We start from the raw sequence: 21,244 nt of genomic DNA, 5'->3' as shown, positions 1-21,244 counted from the left end.
TGCGGCCAGCGTCCGTCAGTTGCCCGAGGCAGTCAACGCGACGGCAACACGGCCGACACCTCTCCCCCCACGATTTCGGCCGTGTTTTGCTCGCGCGAAATGGCGCGAAGCCCATGCCGTCGGGCCGGTGCCGCCGGGAACCGGCCACGGGCAAAAACTTCACAAAACGCCGAACGGGTCAGGCCTTTTCGGTCACGAAGCCCTCCAGGGCGGCGGTCAGCTCGGCCGGCTTCTCCAGCGGCAGCTCATGGCCCGCGTCGAGGATGCGTACGACCGCGTCCGGGTAGGCCTTGGCCATCCGGAGCACCTGCCCCACCGGCAGCTGCACGTCGTGATAGCCGTGCACCATCAGGGTGGGCGTGCGGATCTCACCGGCCCGGTCCAGGACGTCGAAGGCCCGCATGGCGCCGTACAGGGTCATCACCACCTCGCGCGGGGTCGCGGCGGAGGCACGGATGTGCGCGCGGATCTCCTCACGGGGGTACCCCGGCGCGAAGGCCCGCTGGATGTTCGCGGCGACGAACAGCTTGTACGGCACCAGGGTGGAGGCCGCCATCAGCAGGCCCCGGCCGCGGCTGTAGGCCATCCGGCCGATGGAGCCCACCAGCACCATCCGCTCCAGGCGCTCGGGGTGGGCCAGCGCGATGGTCTGCGCGATCATCCCGCCCATGGAGTGGCCGACGAGCACGCACCGCTCCACCTCGAGGCGATCGAGGAGGGCCAGGACGTCCTGCGCCAGCTCCGCGATGGTGCGCACCCCGGCGCCCGTGCTCTCGCCGTGCCCGCGCAGGTCCAGCCGGATCACCCGGCGTCTCACGGAGAAGTGCGCGAGCTGGTGGTCCCAGCGGTGCCGGTCGGCGGTCCAGCCGTGGACGAGGACCAGGGGTGCCTCCCGTGCGTCACGGGGACCCTCGTCGTCGTACGTCAGGGCCGCTCCCTCGACATCGAGCTGTGGCATGAAGGCCTCCTGGGGTGCGCTGCGGTCCGGTTACTGGCCGGTACGGTAGCCGTCCGCGGGGCGCCGCGTCACTGGTGTGCGCGGCGGGGACCGGGGCGGCTCGGGGTCCGGATTACCCCGAATGCCGTACATGTGAATCGGACCTATCGTGCTGTCATGGAGCACGCACTGAGTCCCGCGACCCTTGCCGAACTGCGGCGCCCGCGCCCGTATCCGGCGGTGTCCGTGCTGACCCCGACGCACCGCCGCGAACCGGGGAACGGCCAGGACCCCGTCCGGCTGCGCAATGTGGTCACCGAGGCCCGCAGGCGCCTGGAGTCCGATCCTTCCGTCACCCGTGAGCGGCGCAACGACGTCGTGGCGCAGCTCGACCGGGCGCTGTCGGAGGTGGACCTGGCGCACGCCGAGGACGGCCTGGTGATCTTCGCCGCTCCGGGCGAACACCAGGTGTGGTCCCTGGCCCGCACCGTCCCCGAACGGGTGGTGCTGTCGGACACCTTCCTCACCCGGAATCTCGTCTCCGCGCAGGCCGCCGAGCGCCCGTACTGGGTGCTGACCCTGTCCGCCGACCGCGTCACGCTGTGGAGCGGCGGCCACGACCGGGTCGTCGAGGACCGCGTCGGCGGATTCCCGCTCGTCCGCAGCCGCCCGAACTTCGACCCCGAACGCCAGATGCGCACGGGCGGCATGCCGAGCACCTTCAGCGACGAGGGCACCCGGCAGTTCCTGCGCGAGGCGGACACCGCCATGAGCACGGTCCTGCGCGACCAGCCCCGGCCGCTGTACGTCACCGGCGAGCAGGCGGCCCTGTCCCTGCTCGACGAGGTCGGCAGCGTCGCCAAGGCCGCCGTCCACGTCCCGCACGGCGGCCTCGCGCACGCGGGCCCCGACGCGGTGTGGCAGGCGCTGCGACCGGTGCTGGAGGCGGAGGCCCGCAAGGACGCCTCGGCCGTGGTCCGGGAGCTGACCTCGGCCCGGGGCCACCGCACCTACGCGGCCGGTCTCGACGAGCTGTGGCAGAGCGCCCGGGAGGGCCGGGTCCGGCTGCTCGCGGTCGAGGAGAACTTCCGGGTCACCGTGCGCGACCTCGGCGAGCATCTGCTGCCGGCCGAGCCCGGCGAACTCGACGCCCGTGACGACATCGTGGACGAGATCGTCGAGCAGTGCCTGGAGACCGGCGCCGACGTCCGCTTCGTGCCCGACGGCACCCTGGACGACGCGAACGGCATCGCGGGGGTCCTGCGGTACTGAGGCCCGCTGCGGCAACCCGGGCCCCGCGGGGGCACCGTGGGGAAGCGCTCTCTCGTCGGCGTACGCTACGGCGGATGATCGCCGGCGAGAGGGAGCGCGCACATGGGTGACCTGCTGGGTGTGGCGGTGCTGGGCGCGGGCCACATGGGGGCCGACCATGTACGGCGGCTCGACCGGGTGGTCAGCGGCGCCAGGGTCGCGGCCGTGGCCGATCCCGACGCCGACCGGGCGAGGGACGCCGTGGCCGGCCTCGCCGGCGTCACGGTGCACACGGATCCGGCGGCGGCGCTCGCCGCGCCCGGCGTCGACGCCGTCCTCGTCGCCTCCCCCGGGCCCGCGCACGAGGAAGCGCTGCTCGCCGCCTTCGACCGGGGGCTGCCGGTGCTGTGCGAGAAGCCCATGGTGCCGGACTCCACCGGCGCGCTGCGCGTCGTCGAGGCGGAGGCGCGGCTGGGCCGCCGGCTGGCGCAGATCGGCTTCATGCGCCGCTACGACGCCGAGTACCGGCGGCTGAAGGCCCTGCTGGACGGTGGCGGCCTCGGCCGGCCGCTGATGCTGCACTGCATCCACCGCAACGTCTCCTCCCCCGCGCACTTCACCAGCGCCATGCTGATCGACAGCTCGGTCTCGCACGAGATCGACGCGGCCCGCTGGCTGCTCGGACAGGAGCTGACGGCGGTGACCGTGCTGCGGCCCACGTCGTCCGCGGACGCCCCCGAGGGCCTGGCCGATCCGCAGTTCGTGCTGTTCGAGACCGAGCGCGGCGCGCTGGTGGACGTCGAGGTCTTCGTCAACTGCGGCTTCGGCTACCAGGTGCGCTGCGAGGCGGTGTGCGAGCGGGGCAGCGCCCGGATCGGCGACGAGCACGCCATGGTGGTCACCACGGCGGGCGGCGCCCGCGAGGAGGTGGCGCAGGACTACCTCGTCCGCTTCGCCGACGCCTACGACCGCGAGGTGCAGGCCTGGGTCGACGCCACCCGGCGCGGCGAGGTCACCGGACCGGACGTCTGGGACGGCTACGCGGCGTCGGTCGTCGCCGAGGCGGGGGTCCGGGCGCTGCGGGGCGGCGGCCGGGTGGCCGTCGACCTCGCCGCGCGCCCGGACCTGTACGCCGGGGTCAGCCGCTGACGCTCGCGCCGCCCGTCTCCAGGTGCCCGGTGAACCGGCGCGACCAGGTCGCGTCGGAGTCGACGGTCACCGTGAAGTCGTACCAGCCGTTCTGGTACGCGACGGCGTTGAAGAAGTCCTCCGTCGAGGCGCCCGCGGCGACGGTGTAGGTCCAGGGGCCGTCGCTGCGGTAGTGGTGGGAGGTGATGGTGAACTTCACCGCCGACGCGCCCGAGTTGGTCATCTTGAAGTAGACCGCGAGCTTGCCCGTGCCCGGCTCGACCGCGTACCGGGCGCTCACCTCGGCCGACTTGCCCGCCTTGGTCGCGTCACCCTGGAAGCGGCGCAGGAAGCGGTTGGGCCCGACCATGGTGAAGTCGTACCGGCCCGCGCCGAAGCCCGTGCCGATGTTGAAGGAGTCGGAGGCGGTGCCGCCCGGATCGACCGTGTACTGCCAGGGCGTGGTGTCCCGGTAGGCGCCCGGGTGGATCGAGAAGTGGGCCGCGCGGGAGGCCGGGCCGCCCTGGTTGGTCATGGTGAACCAGGCGAGGATCTTGCCGGCGGCGCCGAACTCCAGGTGGTCCAGGTGGCCGCCCGGCTGGTACGGCAGCGCGCGGGCCGGGCGGGTGCCGGACTCCTGGGCGGGCAGGGCGTTGTCCGTCGGCACCGGGTTGGGCAGCGGGCCGCAGGTGCCGAGCCCGATGACGCCGGTCGCGGGCAGGGTCACGGAGCCGAGGACGGGGTTGGCGAAGTCGAAGACGCCGGTGAGGTCGCCGCTCACCTTGCGGCGCCAGTCGCTGATGTTGGGGCACTTGGCGGGCTTGCCGAGCGCCGCCGTCCAGGTCTCCAGGAAGCGCAGCACCGAGGTGTGCTCGAAGACCTCCGAGGAGACCCAGCCGCCGCGCGTCCAGGGCGAGACGACGATCATGGGCACGCGGAAGCCGAAGCCGTACGGCACCCCGTTCAGGAACTCCCCGGCGGTTCCGGCGGGCGGCGCCGGCGGGGGCACATGGTCGAAGAAGCCGTCGTTCTCGTCGTAGGTGAGGAACAGGACGGTCGAGTCGAGGACGTCCTGGTCGGCCGCGAGGGCCTGGTAGACGAGGCTGACGAAGTGGGCGCCGTCGCCGGGCGGGGCGTAGGGGTGCTCGGAGAAGGCCTGGTTGGGGACGACCCAGGAGACCTGCGGGAGGGTGCCCGCGACGACGTCGGCCTTGATGGCGGCGGCGATGTCGTCGGGGGTGGAGCCGGTCACCTTGGGCACCGAGGCCATGCCGCGGTCGTACAGCGGGTCGCCCGCCCTGGCATTCGTGAAGTTCTTGAAGTAGGCGCAGCCGTTGTCCCCGTAGTTGTCGGCCGCGTTCTGGTAGACCTTCCAGGTCACGCCGGCGGCCTGCAGCGCCTCCGCGTAGTTCTGCCAGGTCAGTCCGGACTCCTCGCCGCCGTCGTAGGAGGCGGAGTCGACCTTGCCGCTCCACAGGTAGGTGCGGTTGGGGCCGGTGGCGCTGAGCGTGGAGCAGAAGTAGGCGTCGCAGATCGTGTAGTTGTCCGCGAGCGCGTAGTGGAAGGGGATGTCGGAGCGGTCCAGGTAGCCGAGCGAGCGGACGTTGCCGACGCCCGCGACCCAGTTGTCCATCCGGCCCTTGTTCCAGGCGGAGTGCTGCGAGGACCAGGAGTGGGGCAGGTCGCCGCTGCACTGGGCCAGGGTCTCGCCGTCCTTGCCGCCGGCGGCCGGGGTCGCGCTGAGCTTCCACGGGTACTGGCGTCCCGTCCCGTTCGGCTGGTTGAAGACCGGGTAGCCGCCGCCGAGGGTGATGCCGCTGCGGTCGTCGAAGCCGCGCACCCCCTTCAGGCGGCCGAAGTAGTGGTCGAAGCTGCGGTTCTCCTGCATGAGGATGACCACATGCTGTACGTCCTTGATCGTGCCGGTCGCCGTGGTCGCGGCAGCCGCAGTGGCGCGCGAGCCGGCGCCCAGCGCCACCCCCGCCGCCACGGATGCCCCGAGCCCCACGAAGCCTCTTCGGCTGATCGGTGTCATGAGCCCGTCCTCGTCGCCTTCGGTGCCCCTGCGGCACACCGCGCGTCAGAGTGCCCGCGGCGCTCGTCAGGGGCCATACCCGTGCGGTGAGGCGGAGGTGAACAATGGTCAAAGACGTGGCCGGGCCGCCGGACGGGCTCCGTGGGCCGCCGCTCACACCCCGCCGAACAGGGCGCTCAGGCCTCGCTCCACCACCCCGGCGACGTCCTCCTGCCCGGGCGCGACCACCTCGTGGGTACGCACCAGGAAGCGGCGCAGCGTCGAGGCCTGGAACTGCAGCAGGGCGAGGCCGTGGGGCGAGTGGAACTCCAGGACCGTGCGGGTCCGTCCGCAGGGCCAGATCTGGACGTCCCCGTGCCCGGCGGGGGTCCGCAGCCCCTGGTCGAGGAGGGTGCGCGCGAAGGTCCAGGTGACCTCCTCGCCGTCCAGGGCGGCCTCGGCCGGGAAGTCCACGAAGACGGCGAGCGGGTCGGCGGCGCTGTAGCGCAGCGTGGCCGAGACCGGCAGTTCCCGGTCCTCGGCGGTGATGAGCCGGGCGTGGGCGGGCTGTTCGATGGTGTCCATGCCTTAATGGAGTGCGTGAAGGCCCTTCGCATGCCGCCAAATCCGGTCAGAGTTCGATACGTACAGGCCGTCGGCGGCGCGAGCGAACACCAGAGCGTCGAACACGCGCTTGCACGCGACACCGAGGCCGTTCGGATGGGTCAACTCGCGTAGGCTCCCTACGACTTGAACGCCCCGGCGCGTACGTCATCCGGGCCCGAGAAGCACTCAGGGAAGACTCTGGCATATGCCGGAAGCACCACCGTATCGTGTGGTGCCAAATCCCTTACGGGGCGTCGCGGGCTGTGCCACAGTCGTAACGGTCCCCCGTCCCTCTTGGCCGTACCGTCCCCCCCTCGGAGTGCGTCATGCCGTCACCGGTCTCCGCGGACCGCTCAGCCGCCCACCCACCAGGACCCGGCTCGGTCGATGCGTTGATCACGCAGACGCGGCGGCTCAAGGGCGAGGTGGACGCCGTGCGGCGGGACGCGCGCAGTGACGGAGGGGACCCCGAGGAGCGCTGGCAGCGCGCCCTGTACGACCTGGCGCTGCATCAACTCGACGACCTGGACGCCCACTTGGCGCAGTTGCGGGACGGACCGGAACCCGAGCCCGCCGCGCCGCCCATCGCCCCCGGGGAGCCGCCGGCCGGCACCGCGGGCGGCTCCCTGCTCAGCCGCGTCGGCAGCGCGGAGTGGCACCTCCTCACGGACGAGGCGACCTGGTCCGGCGAGCTGTACCAGATCCTCGGCCGCGACCCGGCCGAACCCGCCCTCACCCTGGACGAACTGCCGTCCCTGGTCCTGGACGAGGACCGGCCGCGGCTGACCGCGATGGTGACGGACTGCCTGGTCGACGGCAAGCCGATCGACGGCGAGTTCCGCGTCGTACGGCCCGACGCCACCGTCCGGACCGTGCACATGATGGGCGAACCGGTGCTCGGCGCCGACGGTGGCACGGCCTCGATGTGGGCCGTGCTGCGGGACGTCAGCGAGCTGCGCCGGCACCGGCGGACGGTGCGCGAGACCCGTGACTCGCTGCAGCGCCACCGCCGGGAGGAGCGGACCGAGCAGCGGATCGCGGTCGAGCTGCAGGAAGCCGTGCTGCCGCCATGGCGTGGCTCCCTGCGGCTCCCGCACCAGGGACCCCGCGCCCTCGACCTCGCCGCCCACCAACTGCCGGCCGCCACGGCCACGCTGATCGGCGGCGGCTGGTACGACGCGCTGGAGCTGTCCCACGGCGAGACCCTGCTCAGCGTCGGCGACCTCACCGGACACGGGGTGTCCGTCGCCTCCGGCATGGCCACGCTGCTCGGTGCCGTCCGTGGCATGGCGATGGCCGGCGCGCACCCCGGCCCGCTGCTCGCCATGCTCAACCGGTTACTCGACGCCACCGTGCAACCCGCCCTCGGCAGCGCCGTCTGCTGCCGCTACCGGCCCGAGACCCGCACCCTCGTCTGGGCGCAGGCCGGACACCCCGCCCCGCTGCTGTACCGCGACGGGACGGGGTGCGTGCTGACCGCGCCGGACGGCGTCCTGCTCGGCGCCACCTCGGGCGCCGTCTACGGGCAGGCCGAAGTGACGCTGGAACCGGGTGACCTGCTCCTGCTGCACACCGACGGGCTGGTGCCCGGACACACCGGCAGCGCGGCCGTGGACCGGCTGCTCGACCTCGCCCCACGGTTCGGCGCGGCGCGCACCGCGCAGGACTGTGTGCGGACGGTGGCCGAGGAGTTCGGCGCGACCGAGCGCGCGGACGAGGCGTGCGTCCTCGTCGCCCGGGTCACCGCGTGAGCTGACCGGCCGGGACGGACGCGGCGCACAGGCCCTCAGGCCTGGGCGCTGTCGCTCTTGCTCCTCGGCTTGGGCAAGGCGAGCCTGATCTCCTCCCGCAGTTCGTGGATCTTCGGGTAACCCGCGTACTCCGCGGTCAGCCGGTACATCTCGCGCAGCCGGTCCCAGGTGCGACGGGAGGAGTTCGACCCCATCGACATCAGCGCCAGGCGTGCGTAGCGGTTGGCCTGTTCGGGGTCGTCGGCGATGAAGCAGGCCGACGCCATGGACAGATGGTCGAAGATCTTCGACCGCTCCCGCCCGTCGACGCGCAGGGAGAGAGCCTTCTCCGCGTAGTACTGGGCGTGTGTGGCCGCGCTCGGGTCGGACTCCGCCAGGGTGCGGTAGGCGAGCGCCTGCATGCCGTACAGGTCCTCGTCCTTGAAGGTCTGCATCCAGTCCAGCGGTTCGGCCTCGCCCCGGTCGGCGACGAACATGTCCTCCGCCTGACCGAGGGTGCGGCGCATCGCCTGGCCCTTGCCCATCGACGCCTGCGCCCAGGCCTCGATGGTGTGGAACATCGCCTTCGTGCGCGGCTGCAGGCGGTCACCCGCGCCGGACTGGGCGAGCTTCATCAGGTCCAGCGCGTCGTCGGGCCGGCCGAGGTGCACCATCTGGCGGGCCGCCCGGGACAGCGCCTCACCGGCGCGCGGCCGGTCTCCGCCCTCCCGGGCGGCGTGGGCGGCGATGACGAAGTACTTCTGCGCCGTGGGCTCCAGGCCGACGTCGTGCGACATCCAGCCCGCGAGGACGGCCAGGTTGGCGGCGACGCCCCACAGGCGCCGCTGGAGATGGGGTGGATGGTGGTAGGCGAGCATGCCACCCACCTCATTGAGCTGTCCCACGACCGCCTTGCGCTGCAGCCCGCCTCCGCGGGCCGCGTCCCAGGCGCGGAACACCTCGACCGAGCGCTCCAGTTCCTCGATCTCCTGCGACCCGATGGGGGCGGCCTCATAGCGGTCGAACCCAGCGGGGTCGGCGAGCAGGGGGTCGTCGAGGACGGGGGCGTCGGCCTTCAGGGTGGGGTCGGTGTGCAACCAGTCGTACATGGCGCTGCTGAGTGTGGATCCCGCGGCGAGCGCGGCACCCGCGCCCACCAAGCCGCGTCGGTTGAGCATGAGGTCCATTCCCGTGAATTCGGTGAGGACCGCGGCGGTCCGCTCGGGCGCCCACGGCACTCCGTCGGGATGTTCCTCGATCCCGTCGCTCTGCCGTTTCCCCGTGCGCCCGTGCCGTACCAGACCGAGGTCCTCCATGGTCACGACACGGCCGAGACGCTCGGTGAACAGAGCCGCCAGCACCCGCGGTACGGGATCGCGCGGGATCTCTCCCATGTCGATCCACCGACGGACCCGGGAGGTGTCGGTCGCCAGCTGGAGGTGGCCCATGGCCGCCGCCTGCTTGTTGACCAGCCTCGCGAGTTCGCCCTTGGACCAGCCGGCCAGGCCGAACAGGTCCGCAAGGCGGGTGTTGGGTTGTCCGCTCACGTCAAGCCCCCAGGTTCTCGGCTGAGTTGACAGTAGCCCCGTGGAGGTTGCCGGGCGACTATTCGCCACGGTTCGCCAGGGTCCGCCAGATGGTGTGCCACTGGGCGCCGGGTGTCAGGTAGGAAAGCGCCACCCCGACCCGGTCGCCGCTCGGCGTCGACCGGGCCGACGGGCACATTCCCCAGGGTGTGCCCGGGCGACCGGGACGGGTTGCGCGCAAGGACTTACCTCGGCAGGCACTGCAGGCACACGAAGGGATCTGTATCTCCCATGTACGCAGCATCGTCCTCCGTGTCCGCCCCGCCCCGGCCCCTGCGCCCCCGCCCGGCGGGCGGCGGACCGTACCTCGACCCGGTGGCGCGTCCGGGCGGACCCGTGCTGGGCATGGGCCGGCCCCGGCGCATCCCGGGCCAGGTCGGCACCCAGCCGCTCAGCGGGAGACTGGACCTGTCCGGCCCCCAGGGCGCGCAGTTGCGTTCCGCCATCGCCTCGGTGCACCGGATCTGCCCGGAGTTCGCCCCGGTGCAGGTACTGCGGCGCAGCGGACGGTCGGTCCTGCTCGTCGGGACGACCGGGCGCAGCACGGCCGTGGCCAAGTGTCTCCTGGACCACTCGCCCGCCTGGGCCGAGCGGATCCGCCACGAAATAGCCGTATACCGCTCGTTCGTCCGGAACCGGCCTCCGGTCCGAGTTCCCCGGCTGATCGCGGCGGATCCGGACAACTGCACCCTGGTCATCGAACGGATGCCGGGCCGGGTGCTGGCGTTCCAACGGCATCCGGCGGAGGTCCCGCCCCGCGCGGACATCCGGGCGGCGCTCGGCGCGATCTGCCGGGTGAACGCCTGGCGGCCGCCGGCGGGCACCTTCGACATGCCGCTGGACTACGGCACCCGGATGTCCCGGTACCACGAGCTGGGCCTGCTCACCGACCGGGACCTCGGCGACCTGCAGAAGCTGCTGCACGGCATCGCCCACGAGGTGGGCCGGCACGGCCTCCTGCAGTTCAACCACGGCGACGCCCTGCTCTCGAACATCCTGCTCTCACCGGCCGGTCCAGTGCTGGTGGACTGGGAGCACGCGGGCTGGTATCTGCCGGGCTACGACCTGGCGACGCTGTGGCTGGTGCTCGGGGACGCACCGGTGGCCCGTCGGCAGATCAGCCAGATCGCCCAGTCGGCAGGCCCGGCCTCCCGGGACGCCTTCCTGGTGAACCTGATGCTGCTGCTCACCCGGGAGATCCGGACGTACGAGACGGCCGTGCAGCGTTCGATGCACGATCCGGCTCCGGCGGCCCCGGGTGCGGCCCACCCGGGTGCCGCGCCGTCCGGTGAGGAGCAGCGGCTGCTGCTCCGGCGGCTGCACGACGACTGCCAGATGGCCCGCAAGGCCGTCCGCGCGGCGGTCGGCACCCGCTGAGAAAGGGAAGGTCCGCGGTGCGCCAGAGCGGCGGCGCACCGCGGACCTTCGTGCGTCCGCGCCCGCTCCGGCCACTGGTGTATGCCAGTGACGCCCCGCAGGCCCGCGCACCGCCGTCGCGAAACTCGCCGAAAACCCTCCGTGACGTGGGAAATCGCCTCCGTGTCGGCATTATTGACGGATCGTCGGCCAGCCGGTACCACTGACCCAGCTCGGCGCCGAACGCCCCGCCACGCCCGCGCGTCACAGGAGGCCGCATTGCGAGGTTCCGCCACCGACCCCACGTCCACGCCCGGCCACAGACATCTGCGGCGGACCGCCGTCCCATTGGCCTCCGTGGCCCTGCTGCTGCCACTGCTCGGCGCGGCCCCCGCCCCCGGCGCCGAGGACTCCTCCGCCGGCCGGCTGCAGCAGGCGTTCGCCACCGCGGCCGCCGACTACCACGTGCCGCAGAGCGTGCTGCTGGCCGTCTCCTACCTCCAGTCCCGCTGGGACGGGCACGCCGGCGCGCCCAGCGTGAGCGGCGGCTACGGCCCGATGCACCTCACCGACGCCCGTACGGCGATCGCCACCACGGAGCACCACGCCGAGGGCACGGAGGACGCCCGCGGTGACGGCGCCCGTGCCGCCGTGCACCCCGAGATCAAGGTGCCCTCGGAGTCGTCGCTCCCGGCCCGGCTGCGGACGCTGCCGAAGGCGGCGGAGCTGACCGGTGTCCCGGCCGGGCTCCTGCGCACCGACCCGGCGGCCAACGTGGCCGGCGGTGCCGCCCTGCTCGCCGACGCGCAGAAGCAGCTGGGCGAGCCGCTGAGCACCGACCCGGCGGACTGGTACGGCGCGGTGGCCCGCTTCTCCGGCGCCGACGACTCGGCGACCGCGGCGGCCTACGCCGACGACGTGTACGACGTGCTGCGCAGCGGCGAGGAGCGCGTCACGGACGACGGCCAGCTCGTCGCGCTGGCGGCCCAGCCGCGGCTGGCCCCCGACACCGCGCAGCTGAAGCGGGCCGGGCTGCGCACGCTCCCCACCGACGGAGTGGAGTGCCCGCGGTCGGTGTCCTGCGAGGCGGTCTGGGCGCCGTACGCGCAGTTCGGCACCGACGACTACGGCAATCACGACCTCGGCGACCGCCCGGTGTCGCAGCGCATCAAGTACATCGTCATCCATGACACGGAGGGCGCCTGGGACGGGGTGCTGAACCTGATCCAGGACCCGACCTATGTGTCGTGGAACTACACCATCCGCTCCACCGACGGGCTGATCGCCCAGCACGTCAAGGCGAAGGACGTGGCCTGGCACGCCGGCAACTGGGACATCAACGCCCGGTCCGTCGGCATCGAGCACGAGGGCTTCCTCGCCGCCCCGGACGCCTGGTACACGGAGGCGATGTACCGGTCGTCGGCGCGGCTGGTGCGGTACCTGGCCGCGAAGTACGACATCCCGCTGGACCGGCAGCACGTCCTGGGCCACGACAACGTGCCCGGGCCGACCACGTCGACCATCCCCGGCATGCACACGGACCCGGGTCCGTACTGGGACTGGCGGCACTACTTCCAGCTGCTCGGCCACCCCTTCAAGAAGACGGCGGGCAAGCAGGCCGGGCTGGTGACGATCCTTCCGGACTACGCCGCGAACCAGCCCGGGTACACGGGCTGCACCACCAAGGGCGAGCCCTGCACGGTGCACGGCTCCAGCGAGGTGCGGCTGTACACGGACCATGACGTGAACGCGCCGCTGGTCAGGGACATCGGTCTGAAGACGGCCCCGACGACCGATGTGAACGACCTGTCCTCGCGGGTGTCCACCGGCCAGCAGTACGCGGTCGCCGACCGCTGGGGCGACTGGACGGCCATCTGGTACCTCGGGCAGAAGGCGTGGTTCGAGAACCCGCGCCGGCAGCCGACGGCGGTGCCCGCCCGGGGAGCGGTGATCACTGCCCGGGACGGTCTGGCGAGCGTGCCGGTGTACGGCCGCGCCTACCCCGAGAAGGAGGCCTACCCGGCGGACGTCCCGGCGCAGTCGGTGGTGCCGCTGCCGTACACGATCCCGGCCGGGCAGAGGTACGTGGTGGGTGACGAGGTGCCGGGCGAGTACTACTACGCGGTCACCTTCACCACCGACTCGCACCGGGTCGTGGTGGGCAAGGACCTGTACTACGAGATCCAGTACGGCCACCGGGTCGCCTTCGTCCGCGCGGCGGACGTGACCCTGGAGGGCTCGGCCGGCTGATCCGGGTCGGTGGCCTCAGCCCTGCTGGAAAAGCTCCGCCGGGAGCGGCTTCAGCAGGGCGTACAGGTCGTCCGTGATGGGGCGGTCCCAGGCCGCGATGGTGACGAGGACGCCGTCGCTGCGGTCGAACTGCACACAGCTGATCCGCGACTCGGACAGTTTCAGCCGCCGCACGATGAGGAGGTTGTCGCCCTGGAGCACCGGGGTGTCCTCGACGCCGACGACGGTGATCTCCTCGTCGTTCTCCAGCGCCAGCAGCAGCTGTCCCACCTCGAAGGGGATCTCTCCCTCGGCCACGTCGCGGGCCGGGGAGCCCTCCGGCAGATTGCCGATGATCATGGCAGGGCCGCGGCCACCGAAGAGGTCGTAGCGCAGGAAGACACCCTGGCAGGTGCCGTCGGGGGCGGGCAGCAGGCCCGCGCCGAGGTTGCCCGGCCAGTCGCCCGGGTCCATGGCCAGCACGTCGAAGTCAGGTCCGGCGGGAGTGGCGCTGCGGCGGCGGAGGAACGACATGCGGCCATGGTACGTGCCCGGGCTCCGGTGGGTGACCTGCGGACGCGGGGAGATCGTCTATCCCAGGGGGCAGCTGGTGAGCAGTGTCGCCCGGTCCGCGCCGGCGGGGCGGGCGACGGTGTGGCCGGCCGCCGGGCGGCCGTCACCGGCGAGCCAGCGTTCCAGCGCCACGAAGGCCGAGCGGTGGCAGGGCACCATCGGGCGGAGCCGGTCGGGGAAGACGTCGACCAGGGAGTCGGTGTGGGTGCCGTCCTGGATGCGGTAGTAGCGCAGCAGTGAACCACGTCCGGCCGCATGGACCATCCGGGCGTAGACGTCGGAGTCCCGGCTGATCGGCAGCAGCGTGTCGAGGGTGCCCTGGAGGGTGATCAGCGGTTTGCCGATGCGTCCGGTCAGGGCGATCCGGTCGACCGCGCGGTGGACGGCCGCGGGCCGTGAGGCGTAGTCGTAGTCGGCGTCGCAGCCGGGGGTGCCGGGGGCGCAGTAGGGGGTGCCGGCCTCGGTGGCGCCGTCGTAGCCCGGGTCGAGTTCCTCGCGGTAGATGCGCTGGGTGAGGTCCCAGTAGACCTGGTAGTGGTACGGCCACAGGAACTCCGAGCCGGCCGGGAAGCCCGCCCGGTGCAGTGCGGCGCCGGCCTCGGCGGCTCCGGGGCCGCCGGCGGCGTACGCGGGGTAGTGGCGCAGGGCCTGCGGCAGGAAGGTCAACAGGTGGGGGCCGTCCGCGCGCCACAGGGTGCCCTCCCAGTCCACTCCGCCGTCGTAGAGCTCGGGGTGGTTCTCGAGCTGCCAGCGCACCAGGTAGCCGCCGTTGGACAGGCCGGTGGCGAGGGTGCGGGCCGGGGGCCGGTGGTAGCGCTGGGCGACGACGGCGCGGGCCGCACGGGTGAGCTGGGTGAGGCGGGTGTTCCATTCGGCGATGGCGTCGCCGGGGCGCCGGCCGTCGCGGTAGAAGGCGGTGCCGGTGTTGCCCTTGTCGGTGGCGGCGTAGGCGTAGCCGCGGGCGAGGACCCAGTCGGCGATGGCCTTGTCGTTGGCGTACTGCTCGCGGTTGCCCGGCGTCCCGGCCACCACCAGGCCGCCGTTCCAGTGGTCGGGCAGGCGGATGACGAACTGGGAGTCGTGGTTCCAGCCGTGGTCCGTGTTCGTGGTGGAGGTGTCAGGGAAGTACCCGTCGATCTGGATCCCCGGGACGCCGCTGGGCGTGGGCAGGTCCTTCGGGGTGAGGCCCGCGTAGTCGGCCGGGTCGGTGTGGCCGGAGGCCACGGTGCCGGCGGTGGTCAGCTCGTCGAGGCAGTCGGCCTGCTGCCGGGCGGCGCCCGGCACCCGTAGCTGGGCACGGCCGGCGCAGTGGCCGCCGGGTGCCGTCCCGGTCAGGGGTGTCGCCGTGGCGGGGGTGGCGAGGAGCGAGCACGTGGCGGCCAGCGAGAGTGCACCGAGCACGGCGCGCCGGCCGGGACGGGTGAAGGGGGCTCTGCGAAGTGGGAGCATGCGGTTCCTCCGGCGGGTTGGGGACGCGCTGGAGGCTAGGGGCCGAGTGTGGGTTCCCGACATGTGTGGGGCCGCCATGAAGGCGGCCGCCACAGCGTCGTCGGCCACCATGACCGAGCGGGGCTGACCTCCGGTCAGGGGCAACCGGTGTCGGCGACGGTGTAGTAGCCGGCGGGTGACTCCTTCAGGGTGTGGGTGACGAACGTGTTGTACAGGCCCATGTTCTGTCCGGAGCCCTTGGCGTAGGTGAGGCCGCCGGCGGTGGTGGCCCTGCCCGCCTGCACCTGGGCGTAGTTGCTCGCCGTCCAGCAGGCGGCGGTGCCTCCGCCCCCGCCACCCCCGCCACCGCCGCCGTCACCCGGGTCGGTGTCGTCCAGGCCGAAGAAGCGGGCGATCCAGTAGCTGGAGCAGATCGAGTCGGGGAAGTAGGGGGCTCCGGTGCTGCCGCACTGTGCGGTGCCGGTGCCCGGGTCGACGGGGGTGCCGTGGCCGATCCCGGGGACCCGGTCGACCTCGACGGCGACCGTGCCGTCGGCCGCGAGGTACTCGTCGTGCTGTGTGGCGTCGGGCCCGATGGCCGTGGTGCGGGTGGGGGTCTGGGACAGGCCGTGCAGCGCGGTCCACTGGTCGCGCAGCTCCGTGGCGTTGCGCGGGGCGACGGTGGTGTCCTGGTCGCCGTACCAGATGGCGGTGCGCGGCCACGGCCCCCGGTAGGAGGGGTAGGCGTCGCGTACCCGCTGGGCCCAGGCGTCCGGGCCGAGGTCGACGCCGGGGTTCATGCACGTGTAGGGGCTGTTGTCCTTGGTGCAGTCGTAGGGCAGGCCGGCGACGACCGCGCCCGCGGAGAAGACGTCGGGGTAGGTGGCGAGCATGACGGCGGTCATCGCGCCGCCCGCGGACAGGCCGGTGACGTAGACGCGCTGGGGGTCGGCGCCGTAGGCGGTCACGGCCTGGCTCACCATCTGCCGGATGGACAGGGCCTCCCCCTGGTCGCGCCGGTTGTCGGTGGTCTGGAACCAGTTGAAGCACTGGCTCGGGTTGTTGGCGGTGGTGGTCTGCGCGAACACGAGGAGGAAGCCGTCGCGGTCCGCGAGCTTCGGCAGGCCGGAGTCGTCGGCGTAGACCTGGGCGCTCTGGGTGCATCCGTGCAGGGCCACGACCACCGGCGGGTGGGCCGGCAGGCCGGCGGGCCGGTACACGTACATGGTGAGGGCGCCCGGGTTGGACCCGAAGCCGGTCACCTCGGTGAGCGTGACGGAGGCGCGCGCCGCGGGTGCGGGACCGGCGAGCGCGGTGCCGAGGACGACGGCGAGGACGGCCAGGAGGCGGCGCCATCGAGGGGTGGGCGGTGCCGTGGACGCTGTTCTGTACCGGGCGAAGGGCATGGCGGCTCCTCGGGGTGGACACGTGTGTCCCGGCCGCTGGGGCGCGTGGGCGGCGCCTGGCGCACCGGGCGTGGCGGAACCGTAGGTTCACGCGTGTGCCGGCACCATGGCGCCGGGCCCCACAGCCGTCCGCGTGCGGACCGGCGGCGGAGGGATTGCGGGGCCGTCCGTGCTCTGCTAGGGCCTGTCGTCGAACTCCCGTCGTCCGCCCGGAGGGCGGGCTCTGCGGCGTCAGGTGCGTGCTCCCGGTGCGGCGAGTGGGCGTGCCCCCCTCTGGGGGAGCGTGCATGGCGTCGCGGGGCAGGCGGGAGTTCGACGACAGGCCCCAGGCGAACTCGGCCGTGCGGTACGGCAGGTGGGGCCGGAGCCGCGCCGTTCAGTCCTCCGGCGGTGCGGGCGGCACCACGGCGATCGGGCATGCCGCGTGGAGCAGCACGGCCTGGGTGACCGAGCCCATCATGCGGGCGGGCGAGAGCAGCCGCCGCCGGTGCCGGCCGACGACGACCAGGTCGGCGCCCCTGGAGGCGGCGACGAGGTGGCCGGCCGCGTCGCCGGGCAGCACCCGGGTGTCGGCGCGGACCTCGGGGTGCCGTGTGTGGTGCGGGGCGAGGAAGCCCTCGGCGAGGGCGCGCGTCTCGTTCTCGACGGCGGCCTGGTCGACCAGGGGCGGCACCGGCTGGCCCGGAGCGGTCCAGGTCTGCGGCGGCCACGGGTGGGCGGCGATCACCTGCACCCGGGCGTCGCGGAGGGCCGCCTCGGCGAAGGCGAGGGCGAGGACGGCCTCGTCGGGGCTGTCGACGTGCAGGCCGACGACCACCCGGGGCCCGGGCTCGGCGGTGGGCTCCCCGTGCACCTCGCGGTCCGGCCGGGGTACGACGACCACCGGGCACTCGGCGTCGCGGGCGGCGGCGAGGCCGTTGGATCCCAGCAGCAGACTGGCGAAACCGCCGCGGCCCCGCGACCCGAGCACCAACAGCTGGGCGTCCACCCCCAGTTGAGGCAGCACGGCACCCGGGACGCCCTCCTGGGCGACGTACTCCACGGCCGGTTCCCCGGTGCCGTCCCCGAGCCGGGCGCGGACCTCGTCGAGCACCGGGTCGCCCCCGGCCCCGGGCGGCCCGGCGACCAGCACATCGGCCTGGCCCCAGGCGGCGTACTGACGGACGTGCACCACGCTGAGGGGTGCCGCGCGGCGGCGGGCGGCGTCGAGGGCCCACTCCAGGGCGCGCAGGCTGTCCTCGGAGCCGTCGACCGCGGCGATGACCGGCGCAGTGCTCATTCTTCCTCACCTCCGGAAACGGCGACCTTCGCCTTGCTGGGGCCAGCCTCGCTCAGGCGTCGGCCCCGGCAGGGCGCTGCTGGTCGCGTGTCCGGAAATCCGGTCGGAACACCCCCCGGTTCGGCTCGCGGTGCGCGCTCGCTCAGGTGAGGTCGAACTCGCCCTCGCGGGCGCCGGAGACGAACGCGCCCCATTCGGCGGGGGTGAAGATCAGGGAGGGGCTCTCCGGGCGATCGCTGTTGCGCATCGCGATGAAGCCCTCGACGAAGGCGATCTGGACATCGCCCAGACCTCGGCTGCTGGACTGCCACTCGGCCCTGCTGAGGTCCAGCTCCGGCTTGCGCCAGCCCGTGAACGGCTGCTGCTGGGTGGTGGTCTCGGCCACGTCCGTGCTCCTCCCGGTTCGTCGTCCGCGGCTCAGCCTAGCGACCGCCCGGGACGGCCGACAGGCCATGTGAGGAGGACTTTCGTACGACGGTCAGGAGTCGGGGGGCTCGGACCCCACGAGCCACATGGAGAAGAACTGCGAGCCGCCGCCGTAGGCGTGCCCGAGCACCCTGCGGGCGCCGTCCACCTGGTGCTCCCCGGCCCGGCCGCGTACCTGGAGGGCGGCCTCGGCGAAGCGGATCATCCCGGAGGCTCCGATGGGGTTGGTGGACAGCACGCCGCCCGACATGTTGACGGGCAGGTCGCCGTCGAGCTCGGTGACCCCGGACTCGGTGAGCTTCCAGCCCTCGCCCTCCTCGGCGAAGCCGAGGTTCTCCAGCCACATGGGCTCGTACCAGGAGAAGGGCACGTACATCTCGACGGCGTCGATGTCCCGGCGCGGGTCGGCGATGCCGGCCTGCCGGTAGACGTCGGCGGCGCAGTCCTTGCCCGCCTGCGGGGAGACGAAGTCCTTGCCGGCGAACAGGGTCGGTTCGCTGCGCATGGCGCCGCCGAGCATCCACGCGGGCGGCCGGGGGGCGCGGGCGGCTCCGGCACGGTCGGTGAGGACCATGGCGCAGGCGCCGTCGGAGGACGGGCAGGTCTCCGAGTAGCGGATGGGGTCCCACAGCATGGGTGAGGCCTGGACCTTCTCCAGGGTGATGTCGTGCTCGTGGAGGTGGGCCCAGGGGTTCTTCAGGGCGTTGCGCCGGTCCTTGTAGGCGACGAGGGAGCCGACGGTGTCGGGGGCGCCGCTGCGCCGCATGTACGCGCGCACGTGCGGGGCGAAGAACCCGCCCGCGCCGGCGAGCAGGGGCTGCTGGAAGGGGATGGGCAGGGACAGGCCCCACATGGCGTTCGACTCGGACTGCTTCTCGAAGGCGAGGGTGAGGACGGTGCCGTGGACGCGGGCGGCGACCAGGTTCGCGGCCACCAGCGCCGTCGACCCGCCGACGGAGCCCGCCGTGTGCACCCGGAGCATGGGCTTGCCGACGGCGCCGAGCGCGTCGGCGAGGTACAGCTCGGGCATCATCACGCCCTCGAAGAAGTCGGGCGCCTTGCCGATGACGACGGCGTCGATGTCGGCCCAGGTCAGCTCGGCGTCCTCCAGCGCCCTTCGCGCCGCCTCCCGGACGAGTCCGGCGATCGACACGTCCCGGCGGGCGGCCACGTGCTTGGTCTGGCCGACGCCTACGACGGCCACGGGCTCCTTGCTCATCGGGGATCCCCTTCGAGTACGGCGACCAGGTTCTGCTGCAGGCAGGGGCCGGAGGTGGCGTGGGCGAGGGCGCGGTCGGACGCGCCGCGGTGGATGCGGGCGGCGGCCTCGCCGATGCGGATGAGGCCGGCGGCCATCACCGGGTTGGCGGCGAGCGCCCCGCCGGAAGGGTTGACACGGACGTCGTCGCCGAGGCGGAGCGCCTTGCGCAGCACCACCTCCTGCGAACTGAACGGCGCGTGCAACTCGGCGGTGTCCACGGGCCGTTCGAAGGCACCGGCCTTCTCGGCGGCCAGCCGGGACGAGGGCGAGTCGGTGAGGTCGCGGACGCCGAGTCCGTGCGCCTCGATGCGGTGGTCGATGCCGCGGATCCAGGCGGGCCGCGCGCACAGTTCCCGGGCCCGGTCCCCGGCGGCGAGGAGCACGGCGGCGGCGCCGTCGGAGACGGGCGGGCAGTCTCCGGTGCGCAGCGGGCGCACGGCGTAGTCGCCGGGCGGGGTACGCCCCTTGAGCTGGGCGTGCGGGTTGGCCTCCGCGTCCGCCCGGCTGCGGGCGCCGACGGCGGCGAGGGCGGACTCGTCGGTGTCCCCGGCGTCGAGGAGTGCCTGGGCCTGGAGGGCGGCGAGGGCCACGGCGTCGGGCCACAGGGGCGCCAGGTAGTACGGGTCGAGCTGACGGGTCAGCACGTCCCGCACCGAGCCCGGCGAGCACTTGCCGTAGGAGTAGACGAGCGCGGTGTCGGCGTCGCCGGTGAGCAGCTTGGTCCAGGCCTCGTACAGCGCCCAGGCGCCGTCCATCTCGACGTGCGACTCGGAGATCGGCGGCCAGGCGCCCACGCCGTCGAGGGCGAGGGTGAAGGAGAAGGCGCGGCCGGCGAGGTAGTCGCTGGAGCCGGAGCAGGTGAAACCGATGTCGGCGGTCTTCAGGCCGGTCTGCGCGAGGACCTCGTGCAGCACCGGCATGAGCATCTCGACCTCGGAGGACTCCGCGGTGGAGCGCCGGTGGCCGGTCTGGGCGAAGGCGACGACGGCGATGTCCCGGACGCGGGCTTCTTCGCTGGTCACAGCAGCTCCTTGTACGTCTCGTAGTCCGCGTCGGGCTCGCCGGTGGGCCGGTAGTGGTCGGGATAGCGCGCTCCCTCGGTCCACACCGGCTCCACGCGCAGTCCCATGCGGACCCGGTCGTAGGGGATGCCGCCGATCCGGGCGTGCAGGGCGAGGTCGGCGCCGTCGAGGGCGATGTGCGCGTAGACGTACGGGACCTCGATGTCGAGATTCGCCGTATGAGCAGCCTTGATGTTGACGATGCAGAAGGTGGTGACCGTGCCCCGGGGGCCCACCTCGACCTGTTCCGTCGTGGCGAGTCCGCAGGTGGGGCAGGCGCCCCGCGGCGGGACGTACACCTTGCGGCAGGCGGGGCAGCGTTCGCCGACGGTACGGCGTTGCGAGAGGGCGTCGATGTAGGCGGTCTGGGCGCGGCCGGGCGAGTAGGTGTAGTCGAGGCGGGCGGGGGCGACGATCCCGGTGACCGGGGCGTCGAACGCGCCGCTGTGGCCCGCCGGTCGCTCCACGGCCCCGTCGTACGGCTCGAAGCAGGCGATGTCGGTGATGGCGCCGGTGCGTTCCGCGGCCCAGCGGACGCGTACCCGCATGCCGGTGCGGACGGCGTCGGGGCCGGGGGCGTCGAGGGCGTGCAGCAGGGCCGTGTCGGCGCCGTCGAGCCGGACCAGGACCCAGGCGAAGGGGGTGCCGAGGGGCTGGCCGCGGCGCGGCTCGTGGTTCCACGCCCAGGTGGTGACCGTGCCCGTGGGGGCGACCTGCACCAGATCGCGGATCTCCTCGGCGGTGACCGGGTCGTACTCGACGGGGGGCACGAGGATGCGTCCGTCGGTGGTCCGCACGCCGAGCACGACGCGTTCGCGCAGGCCGGTGAGGAAGGCGCTCTGGACGGGTCCGAGGGAGCGGGTGAAGGGGAATTCGACGACGAGGGGGGCGCTGAGGACTTCGGACATCCTGACGGACTCCTTCGACGGATCAGGCGCGCGACGGATCAGGCGCGCGACGGATCAGGTGCGCG

General features: G+C 73.0%; 17 protein-coding genes. 5 read left to right on the top strand and 12 right to left on the bottom strand.

Features of this window, described 5'->3' with window-relative positions:
* Window positions 1–178 precede the first annotated feature (178 nt).
* Window positions 179–958, bottom strand: a complete 780-nt coding sequence (locus AB0N17_RS19105; protein WP_366012530.1) for an alpha/beta hydrolase — start codon at window positions 956–958, stop codon at window positions 179–181.
* A gap of 156 nt (window positions 959–1,114) precedes the next feature.
* On the opposite strand from AB0N17_RS19105, the gene AB0N17_RS19100 reads away from it, so the two are divergent.
* Window positions 1,115–2,209: a chemotaxis protein gene (locus AB0N17_RS19100; RefSeq protein ID WP_366012529.1), complete on the top strand. Its 1,095-nt coding sequence runs from the start codon at window positions 1,115–1,117 to the stop codon at window positions 2,207–2,209.
* 102 nt (window positions 2,210–2,311) lie between these two features.
* Complete coding sequence (locus tag AB0N17_RS19095; RefSeq protein WP_366012528.1) at window positions 2,312–3,337, top strand: Gfo/Idh/MocA family oxidoreductase; 1,026 nt, start codon at window positions 2,312–2,314, stop codon at window positions 3,335–3,337.
* Here AB0N17_RS19095 and AB0N17_RS19090 read toward each other — a convergent pair.
* Window positions 3,327–5,351, bottom strand: a complete 2,025-nt coding sequence (locus AB0N17_RS19090; protein ID WP_366012527.1) for a phosphocholine-specific phospholipase C — start codon at window positions 5,349–5,351, stop codon at window positions 3,327–3,329. The two genes, AB0N17_RS19095 and AB0N17_RS19090, sit on opposite strands and share 11 nt — an antisense overlap.
* Window positions 5,352–5,504: 153 nt before the next feature.
* A complete protein-coding gene (locus AB0N17_RS19085; protein WP_366012526.1) occupies window positions 5,505–5,915 on the bottom strand; it encodes an SsgA family sporulation/cell division regulator in 411 nt (136 codons plus the stop codon).
* A gap of 347 nt (window positions 5,916–6,262) precedes the next feature.
* On the opposite strand from AB0N17_RS19085, the gene AB0N17_RS19080 reads away from it, so the two are divergent.
* A complete protein-coding gene (locus tag AB0N17_RS19080; protein ID WP_366012525.1) occupies window positions 6,263–7,687 on the top strand; it encodes a SpoIIE family protein phosphatase in 1,425 nt (474 codons plus the stop codon).
* A gap of 35 nt (window positions 7,688–7,722) precedes the next feature.
* Here the strand turns inward: AB0N17_RS19080 and AB0N17_RS19075 are convergent, their stop codons facing one another.
* Window positions 7,723–9,213, bottom strand: coding sequence for a hypothetical protein (locus AB0N17_RS19075; protein ID WP_366012524.1), 1,491 nt, complete (start codon window positions 9,211–9,213; stop codon window positions 7,723–7,725).
* Between the two features lie 270 nt (window positions 9,214–9,483).
* Here AB0N17_RS19075 and AB0N17_RS19070 point away from each other — a divergent pair, with 270 nt between their 5' ends.
* Entirely contained in the window at window positions 9,484–10,629 is a 1,146-nt protein-coding gene (locus AB0N17_RS19070) for an aminoglycoside phosphotransferase family protein (protein ID WP_366012523.1), read from the top strand.
* A 258-nt stretch (window positions 10,630–10,887) separates the two neighbouring features.
* The gene (locus AB0N17_RS19065; protein WP_366012522.1) at window positions 10,888–12,858 is read left to right on the top strand and encodes a peptidoglycan recognition family protein; all 1,971 of its coding nucleotides are present in this window, start codon (window positions 10,888–10,890) and stop codon (window positions 12,856–12,858) included.
* Between the two features lie 15 nt (window positions 12,859–12,873).
* Here AB0N17_RS19065 and AB0N17_RS19060 read toward each other — a convergent pair whose 3' ends face one another.
* The 8 genes from AB0N17_RS19060 to AB0N17_RS19025 form a co-directional block, all read right to left on the bottom strand.
* On the bottom strand, window positions 12,874–13,371 hold the full coding sequence (locus tag AB0N17_RS19060; RefSeq protein ID WP_366012521.1) for a hypothetical protein: 498 nt from the start codon (window positions 13,369–13,371) through the stop codon (window positions 12,874–12,876).
* Between the two features lie 57 nt (window positions 13,372–13,428).
* Window positions 13,429–14,859 carry a 3-hydroxybutyrate oligomer hydrolase family protein gene (locus AB0N17_RS19055; protein ID WP_366012520.1) on the bottom strand — a complete coding sequence of 477 codons (1,431 nt, stop codon included), beginning with the start codon at window positions 14,857–14,859 and terminating at the stop codon, window positions 13,429–13,431.
* A gap of 134 nt (window positions 14,860–14,993) precedes the next feature.
* Window positions 14,994–16,244, bottom strand: coding sequence for a PHB depolymerase family esterase (locus tag AB0N17_RS19050; protein ID WP_366012519.1), 1,251 nt, complete (start codon window positions 16,242–16,244; stop codon window positions 14,994–14,996).
* Between the two features lie 376 nt (window positions 16,245–16,620).
* Window positions 16,621–17,523 carry a universal stress protein gene (locus tag AB0N17_RS19045; RefSeq protein ID WP_366012518.1) on the bottom strand — a complete coding sequence of 301 codons (903 nt, stop codon included), beginning with the start codon at window positions 17,521–17,523 and terminating at the stop codon, window positions 16,621–16,623.
* A 142-nt stretch (window positions 17,524–17,665) separates the two neighbouring features.
* Window positions 17,666–17,908: a DUF397 domain-containing protein gene (locus AB0N17_RS19040; protein ID WP_366012517.1), complete on the bottom strand. Its 243-nt coding sequence runs from the start codon at window positions 17,906–17,908 to the stop codon at window positions 17,666–17,668.
* A gap of 93 nt (window positions 17,909–18,001) precedes the next feature.
* On the bottom strand, window positions 18,002–19,168 hold the full coding sequence (locus AB0N17_RS19035; RefSeq protein ID WP_366012516.1) for a thiolase domain-containing protein: 1,167 nt from the start codon (window positions 19,166–19,168) through the stop codon (window positions 18,002–18,004).
* On the bottom strand, window positions 19,165–20,232 hold the full coding sequence (locus AB0N17_RS19030; protein ID WP_366012515.1) for a thiolase domain-containing protein: 1,068 nt from the start codon (window positions 20,230–20,232) through the stop codon (window positions 19,165–19,167). Before AB0N17_RS19030 ends, AB0N17_RS19035 begins: the two co-directional genes overlap by 4 nt.
* On the bottom strand, window positions 20,229–21,179 hold the full coding sequence (locus AB0N17_RS19025) for an OB-fold domain-containing protein (protein ID WP_366012514.1): 951 nt from the start codon (window positions 21,177–21,179) through the stop codon (window positions 20,229–20,231). The genes AB0N17_RS19030 and AB0N17_RS19025 overlap by 4 nt, the downstream gene beginning before the upstream one ends.
* Window positions 21,180–21,244 lie beyond the last annotated feature (65 nt).

The organism is Streptomyces sp. NPDC051133 (genome assembly GCF_040682635.1).
Lineage (GTDB): Bacteria > Actinomycetota > Actinomycetes > Streptomycetales > Streptomycetaceae > Streptomyces.
The sequence above is the reverse complement of the archived record's forward strand: the minus strand, read 5'-3'. Positions and strand labels throughout refer to the sequence as shown.

Coding starts and splice junctions, on each gene's coding strand:
- AB0N17_RS19080 (WP_366012525.1), top strand. CDS start 6,263: ATGCCGTCACCGGTCTCCGCGGACCGCTCAGCCGCCCACCCACCAGGA.
- AB0N17_RS19070 (WP_366012523.1), top strand. CDS start 9,484: ATGTACGCAGCATCGTCCTCCGTGTCCGCCCCGCCCCGGCCCCTGCGC.
- AB0N17_RS19045 (WP_366012518.1), bottom strand. CDS start 17,523: ATGAGCACTGCGCCGGTCATCGCCGCGGTCGACGGCTCCGAGGACAGC.
- AB0N17_RS19095 (WP_366012528.1), top strand. CDS start 2,312: ATGGGTGACCTGCTGGGTGTGGCGGTGCTGGGCGCGGGCCACATGGGG.
- AB0N17_RS19025 (WP_366012514.1), bottom strand. CDS start 21,179: ATGTCCGAAGTCCTCAGCGCCCCCCTCGTCGTCGAATTCCCCTTCACC.
- AB0N17_RS19035 (WP_366012516.1), bottom strand. CDS start 19,168: ATGAGCAAGGAGCCCGTGGCCGTCGTAGGCGTCGGCCAGACCAAGCAC.
- AB0N17_RS19105 (WP_366012530.1), bottom strand. CDS start 958: ATGCCACAGCTCGATGTCGAGGGAGCGGCCCTGACGTACGACGACGAG.
- AB0N17_RS19050 (WP_366012519.1), bottom strand. CDS start 16,244: ATGCCCTTCGCCCGGTACAGAACAGCGTCCACGGCACCGCCCACCCCT.
- AB0N17_RS19085 (WP_366012526.1), bottom strand. CDS start 5,915: ATGGACACCATCGAACAGCCCGCCCACGCCCGGCTCATCACCGCCGAG.
- AB0N17_RS19100 (WP_366012529.1), top strand. CDS start 1,115: ATGGAGCACGCACTGAGTCCCGCGACCCTTGCCGAACTGCGGCGCCCG.
- AB0N17_RS19055 (WP_366012520.1), bottom strand. CDS start 14,859: ATGCTCCCACTTCGCAGAGCCCCCTTCACCCGTCCCGGCCGGCGCGCC.
- AB0N17_RS19060 (WP_366012521.1), bottom strand. CDS start 13,371: ATGTCGTTCCTCCGCCGCCGCAGCGCCACTCCCGCCGGACCTGACTTC.
- AB0N17_RS19090 (WP_366012527.1), bottom strand. CDS start 5,351: ATGACACCGATCAGCCGAAGAGGCTTCGTGGGGCTCGGGGCATCCGTG.